This is a genomic window from Streptomyces sp. CA-251387 (assembly GCF_050936625.1).
In the GTDB taxonomy this organism is placed as follows: Bacteria; Actinomycetota; Actinomycetes; order Streptomycetales; family Streptomycetaceae; genus Streptomyces.
Window position 1 is genome coordinate 88,539 of sequence record NZ_JBNJMJ010000002.1, and the last position, 21,067, is coordinate 109,605.

Genomic DNA, 21,067 nt, shown 5'->3' on the forward strand with positions numbered 1-21,067 from the left:
ACGGCCCACGATTCAGCCGTTACCGACATCGCCTGTCGGGGCGTCCGGCCAAGGGGTGGGGATGCTGTTCCCCCGGTAGCGATACGGAGTGATCGGCACTTTGCCGAGGTGAAACAGTCTGATCCCGTCCAACTTGATGTCTTTCCAGCGTCCTTGCGGAGTTCGGAGCCATCGCCGGATGGCCTTCCACTTCATGCGGTGCCGGTGCATCACCCAGCGGATCACCCGCCACCAGACGAAGGTGTGCAGGCGGGCCATGGTGGGCTTGGCGACCGCGTGTTTGAAGTAATTGGCCCAGCCGCGCAGGATCTGGTTGATCCGGATCAGCGCGATCTTGTAATCGAGATGCGACAACTTCTGGGTCAGTGCCTTGATCTTCCGTTTCAGCGCCTGGACTGGCTTGTCGGCAATGAACGTGTAGACGTGCCACTTGTCCGTTCCCCGCTTCCGCATCCAGACGATGCGAAAACCGAGGAAGTCGAACCCGTCCGCAAGATGGACAATCCGGGTCTTGATCGGGGAGAGCACCAAGCCCATCCCAGCCGGGACCTCGCTCACCTGTCCGCGGAGATCTTCGACATGTTCCCGGGTGCCGTGGACCATGATGACGAAGTCGTCCGCATAGCGGACCAGTCGCCAGGTCGGCAGGCCCCGATGTCGTCGTCGTTCGCGGTCCCGCCGACCCGACATGGAGGTTGCCCACTGTTCGGCGGCGAAGCCGTCGAGCACGGACAGTGCGATGTTGGCCAGCAGGGGCGAGAGGATCTCTCCTTGCGGTGTTCCGGAGGTGGTCTCGTCCCGTTCGCCGAGCTCGGTCATGATCCCGGCTTTCAGGAACGACTTCACCAGCGCCAGCACCCGCTTGTCCTTCACCCGCGCTCTCACGCGGTCTATCAGGGCCGCGTGATCGATGCGGTCGAAGCACGCCTCGATATCCGCGTCCAGCACCCAGCGGTAGCCCTGGGAGCCAAACGGACGGCCAGCTCGGTCAACCAGCGCCATGTCCGCTTGTGCCGCATCCAGCTGGTCCCCTGCCCGGGACGGAACTTCATGCGTAGCGACGGAGCAGGGCCCCTTCACCGTTTCTCTGGTGGGTGTGGGCTGCCTCCGTTGTCCCGAGGCAGCCCACAGCGGCATATGGGGGTCTGCCGCGCTTCAGTCCCATTGGATCATGGACACCTGCCCCCTTTCAGGAGTGATCATTACTCAACATGAAAGACACGGCCAGGACGCACCGACAGGCGCGGGCAGGCGCCGGGATCGGGCCAAGGCCATGACGGTCGGCGCCGGGCAGGAATGGCGTTTGAGCGCATGCGCCGAGCCTCTCCGTCAGCGGCTCACCTCCGCTCTTCGATGCCGTGACGGGTGTGAGACCGGTGCAGCAGCTCGGCGCGGGAGGGCATGGGGGCTGGGCTAGGTGTGGGGCAGCGCGAGCGGCGCGGGCGAGGATCTCAGGGTTGTGCTGGAGGCTGTCGCCAGGGTCGAGCAGGTTGATTTGGCGGCAGACCGCGCGGGCGAGAATGGGATCGCAGGCTGCGGCGGGGTAGATCACGTGCCGTTGGTAGAGGGCGATGCTGCGGTCGGGGGTGATGTCGCCCTCGGTCAGTTCTCCGGTCCAGTGGCGGAGCCGGTCTCGGTCTTCCACGGCGGCGACCTGGAACCGGGTGCGTGTGTTGGTGGATACGGCCACGTCGTAGGCCAGGGCCTGGTCGCGCAGGTCGGGGTGCTGGTCAACGATCTGGGCCAGGTGGTGCGCGTGGCTGACCGCGTCGGAGGCGCCGTGGCCGTAGACCGGATTGGTGTGGCATTGCACGTCCCCGACCAGGTGGAGGCCCAGGACAGCGGGATGCCCGCCGGCGACCAGCGAGCGCCATTGGCTGTGCAGTCTGCCCATCTGCCGTACCGGGGTGATGGGGTCGGCGCACTCGAGGAACGGTCCCAGCGGGGCTTGGGCAGAAGCTGCTGTGGTGAACGCGTTCTCCTGGTGCAGGTTGTGCAGTGCCCTGTCGTCGGCCCGAACGGTTTGCATGAGGGAGAAGGTTCGGTTGTCGCCGGGGAAGACCGCGAAGGAGAATCCGGGCGTCTCGCCGCGGGGACCGCCCAGCATCCACGGACCCGCGGGGAGCACCAGCCCGGAGCGGAGCCGGTAGTGGCGGCTGTAGTGCGTGAGGCCGCATTCGGCGCGTTCCTCTGCGATCGGCCCGGCGCCGATCGCGGCCAGCCACCGGCCCAGGGGTGTGGCGCGTCCGGTGGCGCACACAATCAGGTCGGCTTCCACCGTCCCGTGACTGGTGTGCAAACCAGTCACAACGGACGGCCGGGACGGGTGAGCCGCCAGACCGAGAATTCTGGTGTGCAGGGGGTGGACATTGAGCTCGGCGAGTGCCGCCTGCCGCAGCTGGCTGTCGAAGACCGGCCGGCGGCAGGCGATCGAGCGCAGCTCCTCATCGCCTGGCTGCGGCGGTCCGCGCCGCCTGATCGACTTCCTCCGCGCCAGCTTCCATGAGCATCTGCAGCACGTCGGGCGTATGGTCACGCAGCTCCCGGCGGCTGGCAGCGAGGAACGTGTGCGGTTGGTGGAACTGAGGAATGCCGGGACGCTGCCATTGATCGGCAAGCAGGTCGGTTTCCTTGGCCGCGCTCTGGTCGGCGTCTATGAGCAAGACGTGATGGCCACGCCTGGCGAAGCAGAGCGCTGCGGTGAGTCCACCGATCCCTCCGCCCAACATTCCTACCTTCATTGACCGCTCCTCGGTGTGCTGGTCGCCTCGGTGGTCATCAAGCCTCGTGGTCGCCTTCCCGGGGAGGCGTGCGATCAAGCGCGTTGGCATACGACGAGCGAGTTCATAGGACAGAGAGTCATTGAGGTTCTTCAACTCGCCCACCGATCGGGTGACACCCCACAGGGATCTGAGCAGGTCAGGACGGACTGCGCTCGTCCCCGGACGCTCAACTTGAAAAGGCTCATTGCCTGCCAGTAGGCGGCGCCGTAGTGGCGCAGGCATTTCGCAGATATCTTTGGCTGATGCCAGGCGATCTCGTTCATGCCCGCATCGCACAGTGCTTCGGTGTAGGCCTCGATGCTCCAGTAATGGTTGGTGATCAGAGGTGACTGATAATCACCGACGACCAGTCTGAAACTGTAGGCCTGCCCGAGGGAGAGGTCATTTATATCGAAGAGATGGATTCCGTAGGCGTGGTAGTAGCCCGATTTTCTGGAGAAGTCAGGATTGGCATGGTAGCCGATGAACCGGCCTCCGGGTCTGGTGTTTCTTGATATTCCCTGACAGATGGCCGTGAGCTGCTGCGGGGACTGTGCGCTGCCGCCGGGCGAACGGGCCACGGCCGAGCTCAAGGAACGCTGGCGCATACTCAAGCACGTCACCCTCAGTCCCGACCGCATCGGCGCCATTGCCAAGGCCGCCCTCGTCCTCAACAACGCATGGCAATGACCTTCGTTGAGAAAACCTCAGTGGATGAGATCTCCGCGTTGCGGCTGGGCCGGGTGAAGTTGGGCAAGGTGCCGAAGCCGAACCGGCTGGCGACGATGGCGCGGGGTGGGCCTGGGGTCGAAGGCGCCGATCCTGGAGTGAACGCCGGAACCGAAGGGTACCGCGCTGTTGACGTCGGTGGTGCGGGCCAGCCACGGGCTGAAGACGGTGGCCGATCCCGGCCGCCGGTTCGATGTCTCCGACCGCACCGCCTTGCGGTGACCACCGACCAGCCGAACTGCCAAGCCAACACACCCCGATCACAGTCGCGCGCCACGCCGTAAATCTGCGATACCCGGGCAGTTAGCCCATACCCATAGCAAATTGCATCCAGTGCAAGACGTAATGAGCAGACCCTACTCAATCGTAGGTGGTGTCCCAAACTCTGATGAGCGGCTCCGCCTCCCGTCTTACGAACAGCCAACCTGCCGACACTCCATCGGTTTGGAAACCTACTCGAGGGCCTTGCCCGTTATACAGCCCCTGCTATCACCCGATCAGCGCCCGGTCTGAGCAAGCCGACCATGCAATCGGGACCACAACCGGCGAGCGCACCTTCGGCGTTGAAGTCCTGGCGGATCCTCTGCCGTGCACGATGCCCCACCACCGCATCAGCCGGATCGGCAGGAACATCAAGGCCATCCACACCTCTCCTGACCTGCGAGTGCTCAGAATTAAAGGGGTTTATTGGAATTTTTGAGTATCGATTACTCAGGCGTGGTCTGATGCTAACGGGGAGGGTGGCGGATAAGGGGAGCTGCGGGCTTTCGGTGACCGCTGAAAGCCCGCTCCCTAACTGGCCATCATCGTGCCTTTGGAAATGGTGGAGTGGCTGTCAGCGTTTTCACTTCCGGCCTCGCCCCCGGGGCCGGATCGCCCGGGTCGGCCCGCGCACGCCGACCCGGGCGGGGCGGGACTCCTACCCCCCGGGGTCCCGCCCCTCATAGCCATATGAATTTCGCTCAGGCCTTCCGGCCCTAAAGCGTGTTGCACAAGGCCGTGAGCTGGGCATCTCCCGGGTATGGCCGGGGTGTTAAGGGCTGACCGAGTGTGGGTGGAGACATTCACCGGGCTGCGAGTGGCGCAGTTTGCGGGTCTGTTGAAGGTGGTGCGGGAGCGGGGCGGTGATGGCACCTTGCGGGGCCGGCCGTGGTCCCTGCCGCTGGCCGAGCGGGTCCTGCTGGTCGCGGTGTACTACCGCACGAACCTGACCATGCGGCAGCTGGGTCCGCTGTTCGGGGTGTCCTCCTCCACGGTGTGCCGGTCATCCAGCGACTGGGGCCACTGCTCGCGCTCGAGCCCATGACCCGCCCGGCCGACGGCCCGGACCGGTTGTGGATCGTGGACGGCACGCTGGTCCCGGTGCGGGACCGGAGCGTGGGCGCCTCCAGCCGTAGCTACCGGTTCTCGGCAAACGTGCAGGTCGTCGTGGACGCGGACACCCGGCTGGTGGTGGCGGCGTCCCGCCCGCTGCCGGGCACCACCGCGGACGCGCATGCCTGGCGGCGCTCCGGCCTGGCCCCCCACTGCGAGGGCGTGACGGTGCTTGGCGACGGCGCCTACCTCAACACCGGGCTGATCGTGCCGCACCGTAAACGGCCCGGACGGCCGTTACTGAAGGGCGAGGAGGAAGACAACGCCGAGCACCGCAAGGTCCGAGCTCGCGTGGAGCACGTGATCGGAAGGATGAAGAACTACAAGATCCTGCGCGACTGCCGGCAGCGCGGCAACGGCCTCCACCACGCCGTCCAAGCCGTCGCCCGCATGCATAACCTCGCCCTCGCCGCATGATCACACACGCCAACAAGGCCAGCTCAGACTGCCTGATCACGGCCTTGTGCAACACGCTTTAGTGTGATGCGCCTGAAGTTCGTTGAATACCTGTAGCCTTACCGCCACCGAACACCGCATCGAGATGATCACCGCTTCGTGATCTGGGACCAGATCACCAGCACCACCGGCCTGCCCACGGCAGCCTGAACCAGGGCAACCACACCAGTCCACCATGCCCTGGCGTGTCGTCAGACATTCACCCCCATCAACGTGACAACGCCTCGATCGGAGCAGTGCGAACGGGCAAGCGCTGCGGAATCAGCTTGAACAGCCGGTCCAGTTCGTCGGCCGTTTCGGCTCCGATGAAGGCGAAGGCCACCCACTCCGAGGCATGATGCATCTGGAGAACGTCCCCCTTCTCGTGCCACACCTGGGCCCCCAGCACTCCGGGGGTGGCCTCGATTTCCTCGATCGTGGGGATTTCCACGATCCGGCCGGGAGCATGCGGCCGTAGGTGGAGGACACCGATGTGAGGCGCGACCGGACGCGGTCGCTCTGTCCGACCGGTGATCGCGAGCTCGGCGATCGCGGTCCATACGCTCCGCCCCATCGCCTGGCTCATCAGCCCGGGGCTCCAGCCGCCGCCGACCCGCGTGGCTATTTCCGAGAAGACGATCTTTCCGTCCGGCCGGCGGAACACCTCTAGGTGGATCATCGTCTCGGAGATTCCGAGCGCGCTCATGACCTGTGCCGTCAACGACTCCAACTCTTCGTACAGCTCCTGGTGCTCCTCGCGAAACAGCAGCTCGCCACCGTCTTGCTGAGGTCCTCCGCGCAGTACCGTCAGCCTGGGGGCGAAGTATCGGGAGACGAAGTAGAAATGCGGTCCGCCGTTGCCCCAGTAGGCGTCCACATACAACTCTTCCGCTTCCACGAAGGACTCGACGATGAGCTGCCGGGACCCCAGGGTCGGCTCGTACGTGAAGGACCTGAGGGTTTCGGCGAACTCCGCCCGGTTGTGCGCCAGATGTGTGCTCATCGTTCCAAAGCCGGCCGCCGGCTTCACCACGACAGGGAACTCCAAGCGCTCGGCCATCGCGGCGACCGCTGCGCTATCTGTGTGATCGGGCAGTGAGGAGAACTGGGGCGTCGGAACGCCGGCCTCGGCAAGCACGTGCTTCATCCAACGCTTGTCGCGGGTTGCCACTGAGCCGGGGACTTGGGCCCCGAGCCCGAGCACTTCGGCGAGGTAGGACCCGCCTAGTTGGGAGAACTCCGTGAAGCTGATGACTCGGCCGACCTCTGGGTCCTGGAGGCGAATCGACACCGCCACGGTTGCAAGTTCCTCGAGGGCGTTGAAAGTGCTTACGACGTGGACTGATGAGGCCCGGGAGAGGAGATCCTGGTCGATATCAGCGTGCTCGACGTCGAAGTTGTCCAGCACGACGTGCACGAGGGCGCGTTCCATCAGCTCCCGGGCGAGCACCGGCTGCCACTTACAAAGGACGACCGACCGCAGTGGGGTCGGGTCACCATGGACCAGGATTTCCGTCCGGTCCTTTGAGGTTGGGTTCATTTAAATCTCCGTAGCAACGTGGAGTAAATGACAACTGTTTGCGCGGATGCAGCCGTCAGACGTCCATGAATACACGAACTGCCGAACTCAAACACCGAGGCGGGCTCGGATGAGGGCCCGACCACTCCTCCACCGTCAGCAGGCGGTCTTCTCGTAAATGGAATATCACATTCTTCCGACTGACACACGAGAAACTAGACGTGGCAATGCGAGGGTTGCACGATCACACCCGGTTCGAACTACTCCATCGTTAACTGCTCCAGGCGTTGAGCGAGCGCGCAGCTCGTGTCCGTCCTGCCTTCCTGCGGTTCTGTCATGTATCCATGATTTCTGTACGGCCCTTCTGTCCGCAATGCCACCAGCGACAAAACGCCCGGAACTGCACAGGCTCGGCTTGTCTATCGAGCATGCCGGCCATTCCTCTTCACGCCTTCCTATCGGGATCTGCGATTTCGCATAGGAATTGGTCACGGTATCCGTCGAACGGGGCGGCAACTACCCAACCCTGGGAGTCAACTCCGGCTCTGGGCGATGCCACGTATCGTTCGGCAAGTAAATCGGCCAGCTTCAAGGAACGTTCGGCAACGAGCTGGCGGTCCTCCTCTGCAAGCACCTTCGCCAGCGGACGATTCAGCCGATGGATACGACGGTACTCTTCGCTGAGCAGCCTGTAGTTTCCAGCCTCGAGGTCCGCGGCGACGGGCGCGAGTCCGGAGCAAGTGATCCCCCCGGCATCCACCCGCGCCAAGCGCAGTCCGGGCGGCCCTTCCCCAGCCCCCTCAACGAATACCTGCGTGGGACTCACCTTGCTGCCATAGCGCGCGGCCCGCCCGCGCTGGTTGTGTGCGCCAAGTGCCAGCGCCCTCTGCGAGATTCCGAACTCGAGCACGGAGACTTCGGGCACGCCGAGGTAGTTGCGGAAGCGGTCGCCGAGTTCATACGCCAGCATCCATGGTTCGAGTCTGTCGCCAGGCGCGGGCAGCAGCGCGGCAAGGCTGTTGCGCGAGTAGTGGACCGGGCCCGGTCTCTGAAGCAGCAGCAGAGGCAACCCCACGGCATCGGCCACGGTGCGGACGAGTTCGATCAACCGCCCCCACTCCTCGGCGACCTTCTCCCTGAGCGTGGCGATGTGCAGGCCGACGAAGGGGAACACGAACTCGTCGCGGATCATCGGACGCGGTGCGGCCACGGGCCGGTAAAGACCCTCGGTCGAGGCCACAGCACACGTCTCCAGGCCCGGTCCGAGCCGTTCCCGAAGCGCGTCCAGATGGGAGACGTTCGTGTCGAACCACAGGAAGCGGTTGCCGGACAGCCGGAAGCAGTCGAAGTGTTCGGACATACTGCCGGCGAACTCGCGCTGCCAGGGGTCCGCGAGCAGGGGCGGGTGGGCCAGGACGTCCAGGGGCCAGAACTCCCCAGCGCGGTTGAGGACGACATCGATCATCAGGTCGCCCAAGTCCAGGCCGGCGGCGGTGAGATGGCTCAGGCCGTGGCCGAGTGGGAAGCGGCTCAGGTAGCCGGAGGTGATCAGCCGGCGCTGGTACCCCGGCAGCGACGAAGGCGCGTCATGCAGCAGCATCACGCAGTCCTGACGCACAGCACTTCACACGTTGCAAGGAAGGCTCTTCCTCGACGACCTCGGCCCGGACGTCAGCGAACCAGCGATCAACGGCCTCGAGAAACGCCTCGAAGTTCGCCGTTCGGGTTCTAGCCCAGCCCTCGGCCAACAGGACGTCCCCACGCGGTTGTCCACCGTCGAGTGCGTAGCCCAGCGAGTACACCAGTTGGTCCAGGCCACCCTTGCGCAGTCGCTCGCCGGTCACCAGGGTGAAGTCGGTGCCGAGCGTCCGCAGGGACAGCATGCGCCGGCCTTGCGGCGTGTACGCCTGACAGTCCGTACCGAAGTTGACCTGCTCACGGACCCTGATCCCACGCCACCACCCGGTGTTCCCGATGGTCGGTACCGCGAACACCGGGGGCTGGCGCTCCCAACCGAGGGCGGTCAGCTCGGCGAAGAGACGGCGGCGGCGTGCGCGCGTCCCCTTCTCCTCGCGTGCCAGCAGCAGGTGCTGCTTGTACGGCCCAGGGTGCGCCCTCATGACTTGCCCCCAGCGAGTTCAATAGTCACAGGGTCCGTGGTGATGAGAACGCTCGCGCCCAGCGGCAGGGAGAGCTGCGGCTCGGTGTGCCCGAAGTCAACGTCTGCGACGATCGGGATGTCGATTCCGTCGAAGACTTGGAGGATCGCTTCGTCGAAGTCGGCGAAGCCGGAGGCAGCCGTCTGCGGGCGTGCCCGCCGACCGAACACCGCACCCGCCAGTCCGCTCAGGCGTCCGGACTGACGCCACTGGTTGAGCATGGCGCAGACCTGGTCCGGACCGACGCCGAAGTCCTCCAGAAAGAGCACGGCTCCATCAGTCTCTGGGAGGTAAGGCCCACCGAATGCTGACCGCACGGACAGCATGCAGCCGGCCAACAACCAACCGCTTGCCGTTCCGTGGCGCAGCGCCCGCCACGGCGTAGCCTCCTTCATCAGCAGCGCCCGCTCGTCGTCTCGGTCCCACCACGGGTCGTCGTCCGTCCATTCGTCCGGCTGTACCAGCTCTCCCGCGTACTCACCAGCAAGCGTGCGTACCAGGCTGTCGACCGTGTACGGGAACGGGGCGGTCCAGTGGCCGAATTCGGAGACAGCCATGGGGCCGTGGATGAGCGAACCCACGCCGTGTGTGTACAGAGCCCACAGCACGTTCGATACGTCGCTGTAGCCGACGATCGGCTTTTCCTGCTCCGCGATCCACTGGTAGTCCAGATACCGCAGAACGAGGTCGGCTGTATATCCGCCTGCTGTGGCGAGCACAAAGTCTACCTTCGGGTCGTCAAGCAGGCCGTGGAGCTCCTCAGCCAGATAGGGCGCGGGCGCCGCGCCGGGTCCGCTGATCGCATACGTCGACGGCGCTGTGACCACCTCCCAGCCGAGTTGACTCAGCTCGGCCACCGCCCGAGCCATCCGTTTTGGGAAAAGCGCAGGGGCAGGCGAGGATGGCGTCCAAAGCCCGACTGTTCGGTCCCTACGGCTCACCACAGCCGTCGTCGCCGTCCTCATTTCGCCTTGCGGACGTGGACCATCAGATTGACGCCCCGCTCGGCCCACTCGACGTGTTCGGATGCCTCGACCTCCAACTCCAGCAGACTGCGGAAGTAGTCAGCATCCTGCAGGCGCTGCGAAATCTCGCTGAGCTTCTCGTAGGGATAGCCGAAGTCCTCCGATTCTGGGTGGACGAGGGTGGTGATGCCAAATACGCGCTCGACCACCAGACCGGCATCCTCGCCGAGTTTGCGTAGGTCGGTGGAGGAGTAGACACGCAGCGGCGGTACGTGCGGTGCCCACTTGACGATCCTGCTGTCCATCAACTCGCGGATCTCGCTGGCATCGGCACCGTCCCGATTGATCTTCGAGTGAATCGCGTTCGACAACGAGTGGCTCATCAAGAGGCCATGCGCCCCCGGCTTCATCACTCGGTGCAGGGTGTCGAACGCAGCACTCGGATTGTCGAGGAAGCTGAGCACACCATAGGTGCTGATCACCCCGTCGAAGGTGCTGTCGGCTAGCTGCGGCGCGTTCTCCAGGTCACATTCGACCAAGCGCACCTTGTCCTGCGCACCAGCCCGCTCGATGTTACTGGTCGCCTCCGCCAGCATATGGGAGGACTTGTCCGCGACCGTCACCTCCACACCCAGAGCCTTGGCGCACCAAAGTGCCCAACGGGCAGTACCGCCGCCCGCGTCGAGGATGTGCTGGCCCGGTCGTACCGACAGGTGTTGACGGAACAACACCTGCACAAGAGCGTCGGAAAATGCCCAGTACGCGGCTTGGTTGAAGCCTGCTACTTTTCCTGCGTAAGGCTCGAAGAACTTCTCGTACTGCTCGACGGTCATAAGCGACACGGCAGCATCCTTTCGCTCGAAGAATCTCGGAAGCTTGGACCACGAAGTGGCTATTGCATACCCACCCGCGAAATCGGACTGGGCATCACGGTGCCAGCGGAATACCGTTCAGCCGCGGTGCCAGCTGCAGGTCGCGAATATCAGAATGGCCGAGGACCCACATGAACCAACGCTCGACACCCATGCCGAATCCGGACGTCCTCATCGGGATCGCGTCCTTCATGTCGACATACCACCGGTAGGCGTCCTCGCTGACAGAATGGTGGGCCAGCGCACTCCGGCATTGCTCCCCTGTGACATGTCGTTCGCCGGCCCCCACAACCTCGCCGATACCGAAGAGCAGATCAGCATTGAGAGCCTTACGCCGGTCCGGGGCGGCGTACGCCTGATAGAACGGAACCGACAAGTGGTCGAAGTGGGTAACCCACAGCACGGGGCTCACTTCGTCCAGCAGCCGACGCTCGCCGTGACGGGTCAAAGACCGCCACTGGCCAAAGTCGCGGACAGCAAGGGGGTCGCCGTCCAGGTAGTCGACGGCTTCGTCCAGCGTCATTCGTGGGAAATCGTCCAGCCCAGCCATGTGCTCGATATGCGCGAGCGGCACGGCGAGTGATTCCAACTGCTTGCCGCATTCCACCAAGACTGTGGTCGCCAGCATCCGCACATAGGACTCAACTGTGCAGACCACATCGTCCAGCCCGCCCTGGATCTCGGCCTCGCTGTGGAAGAACTGGTTCAGGTGGGTAGCGTCGGCCTCCTCTCCGCGGAAGCTCGGCATCAGATACCAGGCGCCCTCGGGGCTGAGCCGGCAACCGTACTCCAACATGAACTGCATAGAGTCAGCCAGATAAGTGCGCTGCCCGAACAAGTCGATCTCGACCGGGGAGGAGTCGCTGCCCAAACCCATTGGACTGGACACGCTGTCGGTAGTGATCGGCAAGTGCAAGGCTTTGACGCCCCTGTCTCGCCAAAAATGACTGGTGGCGGTCGTTACGAGATCCTGCAGGTCGACCAACGTACGGTACATCGGCTGGTCGACGATTCTAAGGAAACGATCGGGAGCTGGGCACCACCTTCCGTGCGGACTCCTGTGGAACGAAGTCAAAATACCCTCCACCTCTCTCATACCTACGTAGATAAACGGGAACTACTTGACGCCAGGCGGCAGCCAGGTCGCATCTGTCGGCCAAGTTCCAACGATCCTCCACCATGCACACGCCCGGTTGATGAGTAGCGAGCACTCGACCTGCTGAGATCGGCGGGATTCGGGCAGGCGTAGGACGACCGTTCTCCACGCTTCGAGATGTCGGAGTAACCAAGCGCGAGAGAACAGCTGCTGCCCGTCGAAGGGCCCGCGGGTCAAGGCTCTTGCAATGAGTCTGCGAGGCCACTGGCACATCGAAAACAAGATCCACTACGTAGGGGATGTCCTCTGAGACGAGGACCGCTCGCAGATCCGCACTGGCCACGGCCCCGAGAACATGGCCACCCTGCGCAACACCACCCTCAACCAGCTACGCGCCACCGACGCCACCAACATGACCGAAGCCGTCCGCGACCCGTCCTACGAACCCTTCACCGTGCAAGAGCCCTGAGACTCCGGCGGACGGCGGTGATCAGGTCGTACGGGTCGGCGAAAGCCGCGGTTGGCCGTGGTGGTGCGCCGTGGTACCGACCAGATGCCCGCGACAGGGTTGAGGTCCGGTGCGTATGGCGGGAGTTGGTAGACGGCGAGCCAGTCGCGTTCGGCGATGTAGCGGTGCACCTTGGCCGTCGAGTGGGTGTCAGGTTGTCCCAGACCAGCACGATCGGGCCGGCGAGCTGCTGATGCGCGGTCTGGCTTCGTCCTCGAAAACGAGCCAGGCGTCGAGCGCCGCCACGGGCCTTCCACTTGGGGCCAGGCCTCCTTCACCCAGCCGGCTATCACCGCCTGGTCGTGCTCCACCGCCCGGCGAGCCGGCACCCGGCAGTTTCAGCCATGCCGCTTGAGCAGTACGGCAACACCCTGCACGGTGTAGTTCTTGTGGAACCGGCGCCCGATGAGCGTCTTGATCCGTGACAGAGTCCAAGTCCGGTCCGGCCAGCCGTGCACCACCAGCCCTTTGGCCAGTTCCTGCTCCAGCACGGCGAACTGCTCGTCACTGAGCAGCGGCAGGGACGCCGGTCCTTTGAAGGCTAAAAGCTCTCGGCCCGCCTTGAGACCAGGCCTTGCGCCAACGCTGTACCGACCGGACACTGACCCGCAGGTCGCGCGCGATGACCGCGCTCTCGTCGCCGGATGAACCGCTCGACGCTTCCATCCTCAACTTCTCGCGTAGAGCGCGCCGCTCGTCGGTCAGCCCGCGCAGGTCGATGCAGAGATCCGGCGGATCGCCTGCACCATTCGGGCCCGCGGCCACTTCCCTTCAAGAACGCCGCCCTGAGGTGCGTCTACCTCGCGGGGATGTCCCTCGCCCCGGCCGGGACAGGACGCAAGCGCTGGACGATCAGGCGGAAGCGGGCGCTGCAAGCCTTTCGACATCGCATTCGATGGCCGCCTTACCCACAACCGAATCTGACTATGAAACCTACCTAGTTACACCGTTTCCTGGACAGACCGGAAATCAGAGCCTCCAAAGAACCAGGATGGTTCAATTTGAGAGGCGATTACTCATAGCGGCAGTCCCTGGCCGGGGCAGTGTTGCGACGAGCCCCGCTCTGTCTGCGGCCCGACGTGTCGCCCGACCCGATGCATCGGGTCGGAGGATTACGGGCCAGAGTGATCATTCAACGGCTCATCGTTCAGTTGATTAACCGCTCGAGCGTTCAAAAAACGAGGAGTCGAAATACTTGCCATCCGTCGCCGTGTCTTCCATGCGTCAGTGGGTTGAGCGGTGTGCTGCCTGACGGCTGGTAGTGCCGGGGACGGGTCGGGTGTGCTGCGCAGGCGCCGGGCCCGGCTTTCGTCTTCGTGACTACGTGTGTGAGGTGGCAGGTTGGTGGGCCGGGACTGGGTTCCTGTTTTGCCGCGCAGTGCGTGGGTGGCGCTGGGGGCGGATGCGCTGTCGGCGGTGGGGAGCGGGCTGACGCTTCCGTTTCTGATGGTGTATCTGCATGCGGTGCGCGGGCTGGGGCTGGGGGTTGCGGGGGCAGCCACGGCGACGGTCGCGTTGGCTGGTCTGGTGGGGAATCCGGTCGGTGGGGCATGGGTGGACAGGTCCGGGCCACGGCGGGTTCTTGTCGCAGGCTGGGCTGTCGCTGCTGTGGGAGCGTGCGGGCTCGCAGTAGTGTCGCGGCCGTGGCAGGCGTTTATGGCAGCGGCGGTGTCGGGCCTGGGTGTCGCGCTGGCATTGCCGGCGCAGGACGCTCTGCTGGCCCGTCTGGTACCCGAGCAGGGCCGTTCCGGGGCGTTTGCGGTGCGGCATGCAACGTTCAATCTCGGTCTGGCCGTGGGCGGGCTTGCCGCGGCTCTGTTGGCGGATGTGGCCAACCCGTCCTCGTTCGTACTCCTTTATGTGCTGGACGCGGCGAGCTTTGTGCTTGCGATACTGGTCCTGGTCTGCGGCACTCCCATCCTTGCCGCCGCCCTCGCGGCGGAGGGTGACGCGCCCAACGCTGATGGTCCAGTTCCTGTTGGCGGGTACCGGGCGGTGGCGCAGGACCGGCTGTTCGTGCGGCTGTGGGTGCTGCTGGCTGTCTTGGTGGCGGTGGGTTTTGCGCAGTTCAATGCGTCCTTTGCTGTCTTTATGACCGAGGCGGGGATGAATGTGGGCTTGATGGGGGTGGCGTTCACGGCCAACATGGTGACGGTGACCGCGGCCCAGCTGGTGGTGCTCAAACTGGCCCGAGGCAGCCGACGCACCACCGCGATCAGAGTCTTGTGCGGCCTGTGGGCGCTGTCGTGGGCACTGGTGCTGGCCGGCACTCGCCTGCAGGCCGGTACGGCAGCAGTAGCGTTCATCCTCGCTGCGGTCACCTTCGCCTTGGGCGAGACCCTGTTTGCCCCCACACTCCCGGCCCTGGTCAACAACATAGCCCCGGAAACCCTGCGGGGCCGCTACAATGGCGCGGCGGCGTTCGCCTACGCCGCCGGCTTCGCCGCCGGGCCGGCCGTGGCAGGGATCCTGCTTCAGCACCACCTGACCATCCCCCTGCTCGCCGGACTCATCCTCGGGTGCGTCGCAGCCAGCCTGCTGGCCGCCTCGGTCAGACGCCGGTTGCCTAAGGCCGCCGACCTCATCGATCCCCCCACAGCCGTCAGCCAACGGGACAGTGCCTCCCCACTTGCTCCGAAGCCATGATCCACAAGCGTGGGCTGGTCCGCGGCCCGAAACAAACGCACCGACCTGGTCTTGGACGCATTGACCTGTGTTCCGCGTAATTCTGGAGCTCTGCCGCGCTGAATATGCAGGTCAGCGGACTGAAGGCTGGTGACGCGGCCGGATTCGCTTACTGATCCTTTCACAATGAGGTCCGTAGTCGTCTCAAGCAGATGATGCTGCAGGCGAGGTGGAGGTCGGCGCATATCTCGTAATGGATACGGAGTCGTTTGAACTGGTGGAGCCGGGCGAAGGTGCGCTCGACGACCCACCTGGCCTTGCCCAGGCCGGATCCGTGGGCGATGCCTTTGCGGGCGATCCTCGGCGTGATGCCTCACGCTCGCAGGGAGTGGATCGCCTTCCCCAGCCGCTATCTCCCCGAAGGCAGCATGGACGAGCTCTACCCCGAACTCCCCGAAAGCGCCCCCGCACTACCCCACACCACCATCACGCCCACCGATTGATCGGCTACACCACCACGCGGGACACCATCCTGTCACCACCCACCGCATCCCGGGGGAACTTCAACCCAGCGAGATGCGGTGACTGAACCTCTTTCATCCTGGCTGTCGGGTGAACCAGGCTGATCAGGGGCGGTGACATGGCGAAGCCCCTCGTCGTTGGTGTGGTGATCTCACTCAGCACGCCGACGGCCGGGGGGCTTCGTTGGTTCCGTATCCTTCCACGCTCGATGTCCGGCACGAGCTGGTCGAGCATGTCTCATGGCTCATCTACGTCCGAAGGTGTGAACGCCGCACTCGCTGGCGCAAGTTGAGCTGCTTCCGTCAGGCACAGCTCGTCCTGGCCCACCTGCGCAAGAACGAAACGCTCGCTCAGCTCAGCGCAGGGTTCGGCGTCTCCGAAGCGACGGCCTGGCGGTACGTGGACGAGACGGTCGACGTCCTCGCCGCCTGGGCGCCCGGCCTGCGCGAGGCCCTGACCGGCCGCGGCGAGGACGACTTGGTGATCCTGGACGGCACGCTGATCCCCACCGACCGGGTCGCGGCGGACGAGCCGTACTACTCCCAGAAGCACAAGAAGCACGGCATGAACGTGCAGGTCGTCGCCGCACCCGACGGCACACCCCTGTGGTTCTCGCGGGCCCTGCCTGGACGCACTCACGACCTGACCGCCGCCCGTGCTCACGGCGTGATCGAGAACTGCCACACGCGACAGATCCTCGTCCTGGCCGACCGCGCCTGCCAGGGCGCCGGCGCCACCGTCCGCACCCCCTACTACCACCACCGCGAACTGCCCGAGCACTGCCAGCAGTACAACCGGCACCACGCCCGACTCCGCGCCCCTGGCGAACACGCCTTCGCACAGCCGACTGCTGTGGGCCTCACCCGCACTGCCAGGGACCGTTCACGACATTCGCGTGGCCCGGGAACACGGCATCATCAAAGCCCTCGACCAGGCCCACATCCCATGCTGGGCGGACAAGGGCTACCAGGGCGCCCGCGGCACGGTCCGGGTTCCGTTCCGCGGCCGATGGCAGACGCTTCCCGCAGGTCAGCAGGCCGTGAACCGATCCAGACCAAGATCCGCGCCCTCGTCGAACAAGCCATAGCCACCCTCAAGAACTGGCGGCTCCTCCGCAAACTCCGCTGCTCGACCACCCGCATCACGGGCATCGTCCAGGCAGTCCTCACCCTGCATCACGCCAGCTCAACCGCAGGTTGAAAAAGCCTCACTGATCGGGTAACGCGGTCCAGTCCCGTAACAGGCGAGAGCCTCGGACTGTCGAGCGAGATGTCTGAAGTCGCAACACCATAGTCCGGGGCCTCGTTGGTTCCATAGCGTGCTGTACTCGACCTCCCGCATGCACTCGTTGAGTGGGTGACAATGCTGATCATCACCCGCGAGGGTGAGCGTCGCTGCAGGCTCCAGCCGCACCGGCGGGCCCTGGTGGCGCCGGTGTGCCTGCGTAAGAAGGACACTCTCGAGCAGATCGCGGCCGGCTTCGGTATCAGTGTGGGCACCGACCCGTCATGGCGTCCCTGGCCGGGCGTGCATCGGGACTGACCGCGGCACTGATCCCCGTCCTCGCGGACCGCGCCTACCAAGGCGCCGGCGCCACCGTCCGCCCCCCTACTACCACCGCGAAGGGCCAGAGCACTACCAGCAGTTCAACCGTGATCACACCCGACTGAGGGCTCCCGGTGAACACACCTTCGCCCAACTCAAGACCTGGCCACTACTTCGCCGAGCCCGCCGTTCCACCCGTCGAATCGGTACAGCAGTCCAAGCCATCCCCACCCTGCTGACCTGCGACTATTCAGGATGAAACGGCTCAATGAGCCTGTCTCATCCTGCCTCTGAAGGGTCATAAGTCGAGGTCAGGAAGATGATGACGTGGCGAAGCCCCTCGTCGTTGGTTGTGGTGATCTGACTCAACACGACCATCGGCCGGGGGACTTCGTTGGTTCCGTATCCTTCCATGCTCGACGTCCGTACGAGCTAGGGTCCGTCTTCAAAGATCATCGGATGATCGATCATGGTGGGGTGATACGTCGTCATGAACTCACCGATCAGGAGCGGGAGTTACTCGCTCCACTCATACCGAGTGCTGCAACGGGTCGACCTCGTGTGGCGGACTGGCAGGTCATCAACGGGATGGTCTACAAGATCCGGACCGGGATCTCCTGGCGTGACGTGCCGGAACGCTACGGCCCATGGCAGACCGTCTACACCCGCTTCCGCCGCTATGCCCTGGACGGCGTGTTCACACCAGCCCTTCCGCAGATCCAGGCCCGCGCGGACGCGGCCGGTGACATCGACTGGCTGGTGCAGATCGACTCCACCATCGTCCGCGCCCACCAGCACGCGGCCGCCACCGGCCGAAAAGGGGGATCAACCGGCCGGACGAACCGGACGATCACGCCCTCGGCCGATCCCGAGGCGGACTGACCACCAAAATCCACCTCGCCTGCGACGGCCAGGGTCGACCACTCGCCATCCTGCTGACACCCGGACAACGCCACGACAGCATCTGCGCACGCCCTCTCCTGCAACGCATCCGCGTTCCGCGCACCGGCGCGGGCCGGCCACGGTGCAGGCCCGACCAGGTCGTCGCCGACAAGGCCTACAGTTCTCGCGGCTTCCACGCCTATCTGCGCAAACGCGGCATCGCCCCCACCATCCCGGAAAAGAACGACCAGACGCAGCACCGCCACAACCGAGCCGGTCGCGGAGGCCGGAGCCGCCGACAATGCTTGCGCACCTGCGGAAGAACGTTACGCACTCGACCCCCAGGCGGGGATGCTCGTCGACGAGCGCCGTCACCTGGGCCGGGTCGGGTCGAGCTGCGCCGCGAAAAACGCCGACGCCGTCCGCAGCACCTCATTCGCCCGCCTGAGCTGCGCATTCTCCTTCCGGAGCACGGCCAACTCCTCACGCTCGGCGGTAGTCAGCCGGTCATCGCGCTTGCCGGCGTCCGCCTCCGCCTGCCGAATCCAGGTCCGCAGCGCCTCCGCATGCACGCCGAGATCCACAGCCATCCGCTTGATCTGCGGCTTCGGGTCGGTGATGCGGTACATCCGCAGCGCACGCTCCCGCAACTCCAACGGGTACTTCCTCGGGCCAGCCGTAATCAGATCTCCTCTCGTGAGAACCATCTGACCCGCTGTCACCACCCACCGCATCCCGGGGGAGCTTCACCCGGCATGGCGGAAAGGCACCCGTTCCAGCCGTCGTACGCGACCGCGATCAGCCTGCCCCGCCACCGCGCCGCAGCGAGCCATACACCTGCCGCTCGAAGTGCCGCAGCATGTGCGTGCCGAGGAACATTATGATCATGGATTCGGGTGTGCGAATATCCGGCGAAAAACCGTATTCCTTTCCATAGGGCTTGCAACCAACGCCTGGGCGCTAGATTGAGTCTTAATTGCTCAAGCTCACTGCAGCCGCAGGCTCTAGAATACCGTTAATCCCACTGGGACATGGTTCACAGCTGAGATAGAAGAGGGGGGTCGCTTCCAATCGACGGCCAGGTGACTGGAGGCGGCGGGCAGATCGCCACTCTAAGCCTCAGCGATAACCCACGAGGATGGACTGGTTTAGCGCATACTATACCTTTTTGCCGGGTCCATCCTAGCGATTGCTGCCACCGGAGTCTCCCGGCATACGTGGTAGAGCCTGAGGCTGTACCACGTATGCCGGGTCCGCGGGCAGAACTATCTCTGCTCTGCAGCCTAATCAGTTGTGACAGTTTCCTCCATTGGTAAATATCAGGAAATTGCCATCGTTTTCGTTGTCATGCTGCACCACTGATAGCAGGATCTAAATATCACTTTACGCCAGTCCGCTTAAAGCGACGGACGTCGAACTAGAGGGGGCTGGCAAAGGTCGAAAGGGAAACACTTCCATGATAAGCGCCAAGAAGGCTATTTCATCGATCCTGTGTGGGTCCGTGGTGACAGTTGCGGCTGTTCTTGGTGCTGGAGGGACGGCGCAGGCAGCCTCTGGCACCAAATGCAGTTCGTGGAATAATGTCGGCACTACGAGCATCCTTATGCGTACTTGCATTAACTCTGGAGCCGGCGACTATGGCTGGGTTGAAGTGCACAACCCCTTCTCGTATGACGTCAGGGTTGCCCTTAAGTCTAAGTTGTATGACCGTATTTGGATCCAGCTGACTGATGATAATTATCAATATGTTACGGTGCCTGGTCGGTCCTCCAGTGCCCTATCCACTGTTTTGGTTACGGACAACCGATGGGGCCCGGAATCTGTAGGCGGATGGGCGACTTACGGTGGCCAGCAGAGTTATTCCTCGGTGACCGAGAACTGGGTGTAATTTTAAGAGCATAGCTTGGCGTGTTCTACGACATAAAGACGAAGACTGAGGGGCCGTTGAGGCGGCCGTTCCTGGTCAAACCGAAACCGGGGCGCTGGCGCATCTTCCTCCACGCTCGCTGCAGCCCCAACCGAATCGCGTCAGCCGCCAAGGCAGTCCTCATCCTGGAGAGGCAACCGTGAAAAGACTCAAGTGATTGGCCGCCCGGTGCCCCACGACGAGTCGGCTGCCAATTAGGCATTGCGAATGATCGCTCTGTAAGGAATCGACAGCGAGGTCGTCCGTGGGAGGCACCCTTACTGATCGTTTCAGAATGAAGTTGGTTGCAGGGCTTGGCAATTGGGTGTTGTGTCGGCAGGATCTGAGGGGTGTCTGCTGATCTTGTCCCTGATGACCTGCGGGAACGTGTGGCTCCGTTGTTACCTGCTCGTCCGCGCAGGCGACATCGGTATCCCGGGCGGTTGCCGGCAGATGACCGGGCTGCGCTGCGGGGCGTCGTTTACGTGCTGTGCAAGAGCGTGAGCTGGCGTTCCGGCTGATCAGGTGGGCTGCAGTGGTGTGACGGCCTGGCGGCGTCTGCGGGGCTGGACCGAGGCCGGAGTCTGGCCGCAACTGCATGAGGTGCTGCTGGCTGAGTTGCGGGCGGCGGGCCTGCTGGACATGGAAGACGCGGCGATCGACGGCTCGCATGTCAGAGCCCTCAAAGGGGGGGCTCACACCGGACCTTCGCCGGTCGACCGGGCCCGTCCGGGCAACAAGCACCACCTGATCGTCGACCGGCACGGCACCCCCTTAACCGTCTCGCTGACCAGCGGAAACCGCCATGACGTCACACAGCTGATGCCTTTGCTGGATGCGATACCTCGCATCCGCGGCGTTCGAGGCGGCCTCGCAATCGGCCACGGCGGCTGTTCGCCGACCGCGGCTACGACTACGACAAATACCGCCGACTCCTCCGGGCCCGCGGCATCACCCCGAAGATCGCCCGCAAGGGCACAGCCCACGGCTCCGCCCTCGGCAGAACCCGCTGAGTTGTCGAGCGGACCTTCGCCTGGCTCCACCAGTTCAAGAGGCTTCGGATCCGCTACGAGATACGTGCAGACCTCCACCTCGGACTGCTTCAACTCGCCTGCAGCATCATCTGCTTGAGACGACTCCGAACCTCATTCTGAAACGATCAGTAAGC

General features: G+C 64.2%; 16 protein-coding genes and 8 pseudogenes. 10 read left to right on the top strand and 14 right to left on the bottom strand.

Features of this window, described 5'->3' with window-relative positions; all coding sequences use genetic code 11:
* Nucleotides 1–12 precede the first annotated feature (12 nt).
* The 3 genes from ACQEV2_RS41960 to ACQEV2_RS41970 form a co-directional block, all read right to left on the bottom strand.
* Nucleotides 13–1,002 (bottom strand): reverse transcriptase domain-containing protein, encoded by a 990-nt coding sequence (locus tag ACQEV2_RS41960; RefSeq protein ID WP_433055493.1) that lies wholly within the window; start codon nucleotides 1,000–1,002, stop codon nucleotides 13–15.
* A 187-nt stretch (nucleotides 1,003–1,189) separates the two neighbouring features.
* Nucleotides 1,190–2,278: a hypothetical protein gene (locus ACQEV2_RS41965; protein WP_433055496.1), complete on the bottom strand. Its 1,089-nt coding sequence runs from the start codon at nucleotides 2,276–2,278 to the stop codon at nucleotides 1,190–1,192.
* A 166-nt stretch (nucleotides 2,279–2,444) separates the two neighbouring features.
* Nucleotides 2,445–3,005: an NAD(P)-binding protein gene (locus ACQEV2_RS41970; protein ID WP_433055499.1), complete on the bottom strand. Its 561-nt coding sequence runs from the start codon at nucleotides 3,003–3,005 to the stop codon at nucleotides 2,445–2,447.
* A gap of 309 nt (nucleotides 3,006–3,314) precedes the next feature.
* On the opposite strand from ACQEV2_RS41970, the pseudogene ACQEV2_RS41975 reads away from it, so the two are divergent.
* Both ACQEV2_RS41975 and ACQEV2_RS41980 read left to right on the top strand, forming a co-directional pair.
* Nucleotides 3,315–3,452, top strand: a pseudogene (locus ACQEV2_RS41975) (IS5/IS1182 family transposase); the annotation flags it as partial.
* Between the two features lie 1,060 nt (nucleotides 3,453–4,512).
* Nucleotides 4,513–5,282: pseudogene (locus tag ACQEV2_RS41980) on the top strand (transposase family protein).
* A gap of 247 nt (nucleotides 5,283–5,529) precedes the next feature.
* On the opposite strand, the gene ACQEV2_RS41985 reads toward ACQEV2_RS41980, so the two are convergent.
* From ACQEV2_RS41985 to ACQEV2_RS42025, 9 genes are all read right to left on the bottom strand, one after another.
* On the bottom strand, nucleotides 5,530–6,840 hold the full coding sequence (locus tag ACQEV2_RS41985; RefSeq protein ID WP_433055502.1) for an ATP-grasp domain-containing protein: 1,311 nt from the start codon (nucleotides 6,838–6,840) through the stop codon (nucleotides 5,530–5,532).
* Between the two features lie 424 nt (nucleotides 6,841–7,264).
* Complete coding sequence (locus ACQEV2_RS41990) at nucleotides 7,265–8,419, bottom strand: hypothetical protein (RefSeq protein ID WP_433055505.1); 1,155 nt, start codon at nucleotides 8,417–8,419, stop codon at nucleotides 7,265–7,267.
* A complete protein-coding gene (locus ACQEV2_RS41995) occupies nucleotides 8,406–8,939 on the bottom strand; it encodes a hypothetical protein (protein WP_433055508.1) in 534 nt (177 codons plus the stop codon). Before ACQEV2_RS41995 ends, ACQEV2_RS41990 begins: the two co-directional genes overlap by 14 nt.
* Nucleotides 8,936–9,943, bottom strand: a complete 1,008-nt coding sequence (locus tag ACQEV2_RS42000) for a S66 peptidase family protein (protein WP_433055510.1) — start codon at nucleotides 9,941–9,943, stop codon at nucleotides 8,936–8,938. Before ACQEV2_RS42000 ends, ACQEV2_RS41995 begins: the two co-directional genes overlap by 4 nt.
* Entirely contained in the window at nucleotides 9,940–10,776 is an 837-nt protein-coding gene (locus ACQEV2_RS42005; protein WP_433055513.1) for a class I SAM-dependent methyltransferase, read from the bottom strand. Before ACQEV2_RS42005 ends, ACQEV2_RS42000 begins: the two co-directional genes overlap by 4 nt.
* A 94-nt stretch (nucleotides 10,777–10,870) precedes the next feature.
* Complete coding sequence (locus tag ACQEV2_RS42010; RefSeq protein ID WP_433055516.1) at nucleotides 10,871–11,911, bottom strand: amino acid--tRNA ligase-related protein; 1,041 nt, start codon at nucleotides 11,909–11,911, stop codon at nucleotides 10,871–10,873.
* Nucleotides 11,912–12,349: 438 nt separating this feature from the next.
* Nucleotides 12,350–12,748 (bottom strand): transposase, encoded by a 399-nt coding sequence (locus ACQEV2_RS42015; protein ID WP_433055519.1) that lies wholly within the window; start codon nucleotides 12,746–12,748, stop codon nucleotides 12,350–12,352.
* A 9-nt stretch (nucleotides 12,749–12,757) separates the two neighbouring features.
* Nucleotides 12,758–12,910, bottom strand: a complete 153-nt coding sequence (locus tag ACQEV2_RS42020) for a winged helix-turn-helix domain-containing protein (protein WP_433055522.1) — start codon at nucleotides 12,908–12,910, stop codon at nucleotides 12,758–12,760.
* 13 nt (nucleotides 12,911–12,923) lie between these two features.
* Nucleotides 12,924–13,085, bottom strand: a complete 162-nt coding sequence (locus tag ACQEV2_RS42025; RefSeq protein WP_433056089.1) for a helix-turn-helix domain-containing protein — start codon at nucleotides 13,083–13,085, stop codon at nucleotides 12,924–12,926.
* A gap of 51 nt (nucleotides 13,086–13,136) precedes the next feature.
* Between ACQEV2_RS42025 and ACQEV2_RS42030 the strand changes: the two are divergent.
* Together ACQEV2_RS42030 and ACQEV2_RS42035 are read left to right on the top strand one after the other, a co-directional pair.
* Nucleotides 13,137–13,360 (top strand): annotated as a pseudogene (locus tag ACQEV2_RS42030) (hypothetical protein); the annotation flags it as partial.
* 445 nt (nucleotides 13,361–13,805) lie between these two features.
* Nucleotides 13,806–15,065 carry an MFS transporter gene (locus ACQEV2_RS42035; RefSeq protein ID WP_433055525.1) on the top strand — a complete coding sequence of 420 codons (1,260 nt, stop codon included), beginning with the start codon at nucleotides 13,806–13,808 and terminating at the stop codon, nucleotides 15,063–15,065.
* Between the two features lie 160 nt (nucleotides 15,066–15,225).
* Here the strand turns inward: ACQEV2_RS42035 and ACQEV2_RS42040 are convergent.
* A pseudogene (locus ACQEV2_RS42040) lies at nucleotides 15,226–15,417 on the bottom strand (transposase); the annotation flags it as partial.
* On the opposite strand from ACQEV2_RS42040, the gene ACQEV2_RS42045 reads away from it, so the two are divergent.
* The 5 genes and pseudogenes from ACQEV2_RS42045 to ACQEV2_RS42065 all read left to right on the top strand — a co-directional run.
* On the top strand, nucleotides 15,413–15,547 hold the full coding sequence (locus ACQEV2_RS42045; RefSeq protein WP_433055528.1) for a hypothetical protein: 135 nt from the start codon (nucleotides 15,413–15,415) through the stop codon (nucleotides 15,545–15,547). The pseudogene ACQEV2_RS42040 and the gene ACQEV2_RS42045 overlap by 5 nt on opposite strands.
* A 161-nt stretch (nucleotides 15,548–15,708) precedes the next feature.
* Nucleotides 15,709–16,766: pseudogene (locus ACQEV2_RS42050) on the top strand (transposase family protein).
* 162 nt (nucleotides 16,767–16,928) lie between these two features.
* Nucleotides 16,929–17,066 (top strand): annotated as a pseudogene (locus ACQEV2_RS42055) (IS5/IS1182 family transposase); the annotation flags it as partial.
* A gap of 504 nt (nucleotides 17,067–17,570) precedes the next feature.
* Entirely contained in the window at nucleotides 17,571–17,993 is a 423-nt protein-coding gene (locus ACQEV2_RS42060) for a transposase (RefSeq protein WP_433056092.1), read from the top strand.
* An 8-nt stretch (nucleotides 17,994–18,001) separates the two neighbouring features.
* Nucleotides 18,002–18,247: pseudogene (locus tag ACQEV2_RS42065) on the top strand (transposase); the annotation flags it as partial.
* Nucleotides 18,248–18,364: 117 nt separating this feature from the next.
* Here the strand turns inward: ACQEV2_RS42065 and ACQEV2_RS42070 are convergent.
* A complete protein-coding gene (locus tag ACQEV2_RS42070; protein ID WP_433055530.1) occupies nucleotides 18,365–18,727 on the bottom strand; it encodes a transposase in 363 nt (120 codons plus the stop codon).
* Nucleotides 18,728–20,249: 1,522 nt separating this feature from the next.
* Here ACQEV2_RS42070 and ACQEV2_RS42075 point away from each other — a divergent pair.
* Nucleotides 20,250–21,053 (top strand): annotated as a pseudogene (locus ACQEV2_RS42075) (IS5 family transposase).
* Nucleotides 21,054–21,067 lie beyond the last annotated feature (14 nt).

Excerpts from the sequence above, each read along its gene's own strand:
- ACQEV2_RS41960 (WP_433055493.1), bottom strand. The coding sequence starts at position 1,002 with ATGGCGCTGGTTGACCGAGCTGGCCGTCCGTTTGGCTCCCAGGGCTAC.
- ACQEV2_RS41970 (WP_433055499.1), bottom strand. The coding sequence starts at position 3,005 with ATGCCTGCGCCACTACGGCGCCGCCTACTGGCAGGCAATGAGCCTTTT.
- ACQEV2_RS41985 (WP_433055502.1), bottom strand. The coding sequence starts at position 6,840 with ATGAACCCAACCTCAAAGGACCGGACGGAAATCCTGGTCCATGGTGAC.
- ACQEV2_RS41990 (WP_433055505.1), bottom strand. The coding sequence starts at position 8,419 with ATGCTGCTGCATGACGCGCCTTCGTCGCTGCCGGGGTACCAGCGCCGG.
- ACQEV2_RS41995 (WP_433055508.1), bottom strand. The coding sequence starts at position 8,939 with ATGAGGGCGCACCCTGGGCCGTACAAGCAGCACCTGCTGCTGGCACGC.
- ACQEV2_RS42000 (WP_433055510.1), bottom strand. The coding sequence starts at position 9,943 with ATGAGGACGGCGACGACGGCTGTGGTGAGCCGTAGGGACCGAACAGTC.
- ACQEV2_RS42005 (WP_433055513.1), bottom strand. The coding sequence starts at position 10,776 with ATGACCGTCGAGCAGTACGAGAAGTTCTTCGAGCCTTACGCAGGAAAA.
- ACQEV2_RS42010 (WP_433055516.1), bottom strand. The coding sequence starts at position 11,911 with ATGAGAGAGGTGGAGGGTATTTTGACTTCGTTCCACAGGAGTCCGCAC.
- ACQEV2_RS42025 (WP_433056089.1), bottom strand. The coding sequence starts at position 13,085 with ATGGAAGCGTCGAGCGGTTCATCCGGCGACGAGAGCGCGGTCATCGCG.
- ACQEV2_RS42045 (WP_433055528.1), top strand. The coding sequence starts at position 15,413 with ATGCCTCACGCTCGCAGGGAGTGGATCGCCTTCCCCAGCCGCTATCTC.
- ACQEV2_RS42060 (WP_433056092.1), top strand. The coding sequence starts at position 17,571 with ATGATCGATCATGGTGGGGTGATACGTCGTCATGAACTCACCGATCAG.
- ACQEV2_RS42070 (WP_433055530.1), bottom strand. The coding sequence starts at position 18,727 with ATGCGGTGGGTGGTGACAGCGGGTCAGATGGTTCTCACGAGAGGAGAT.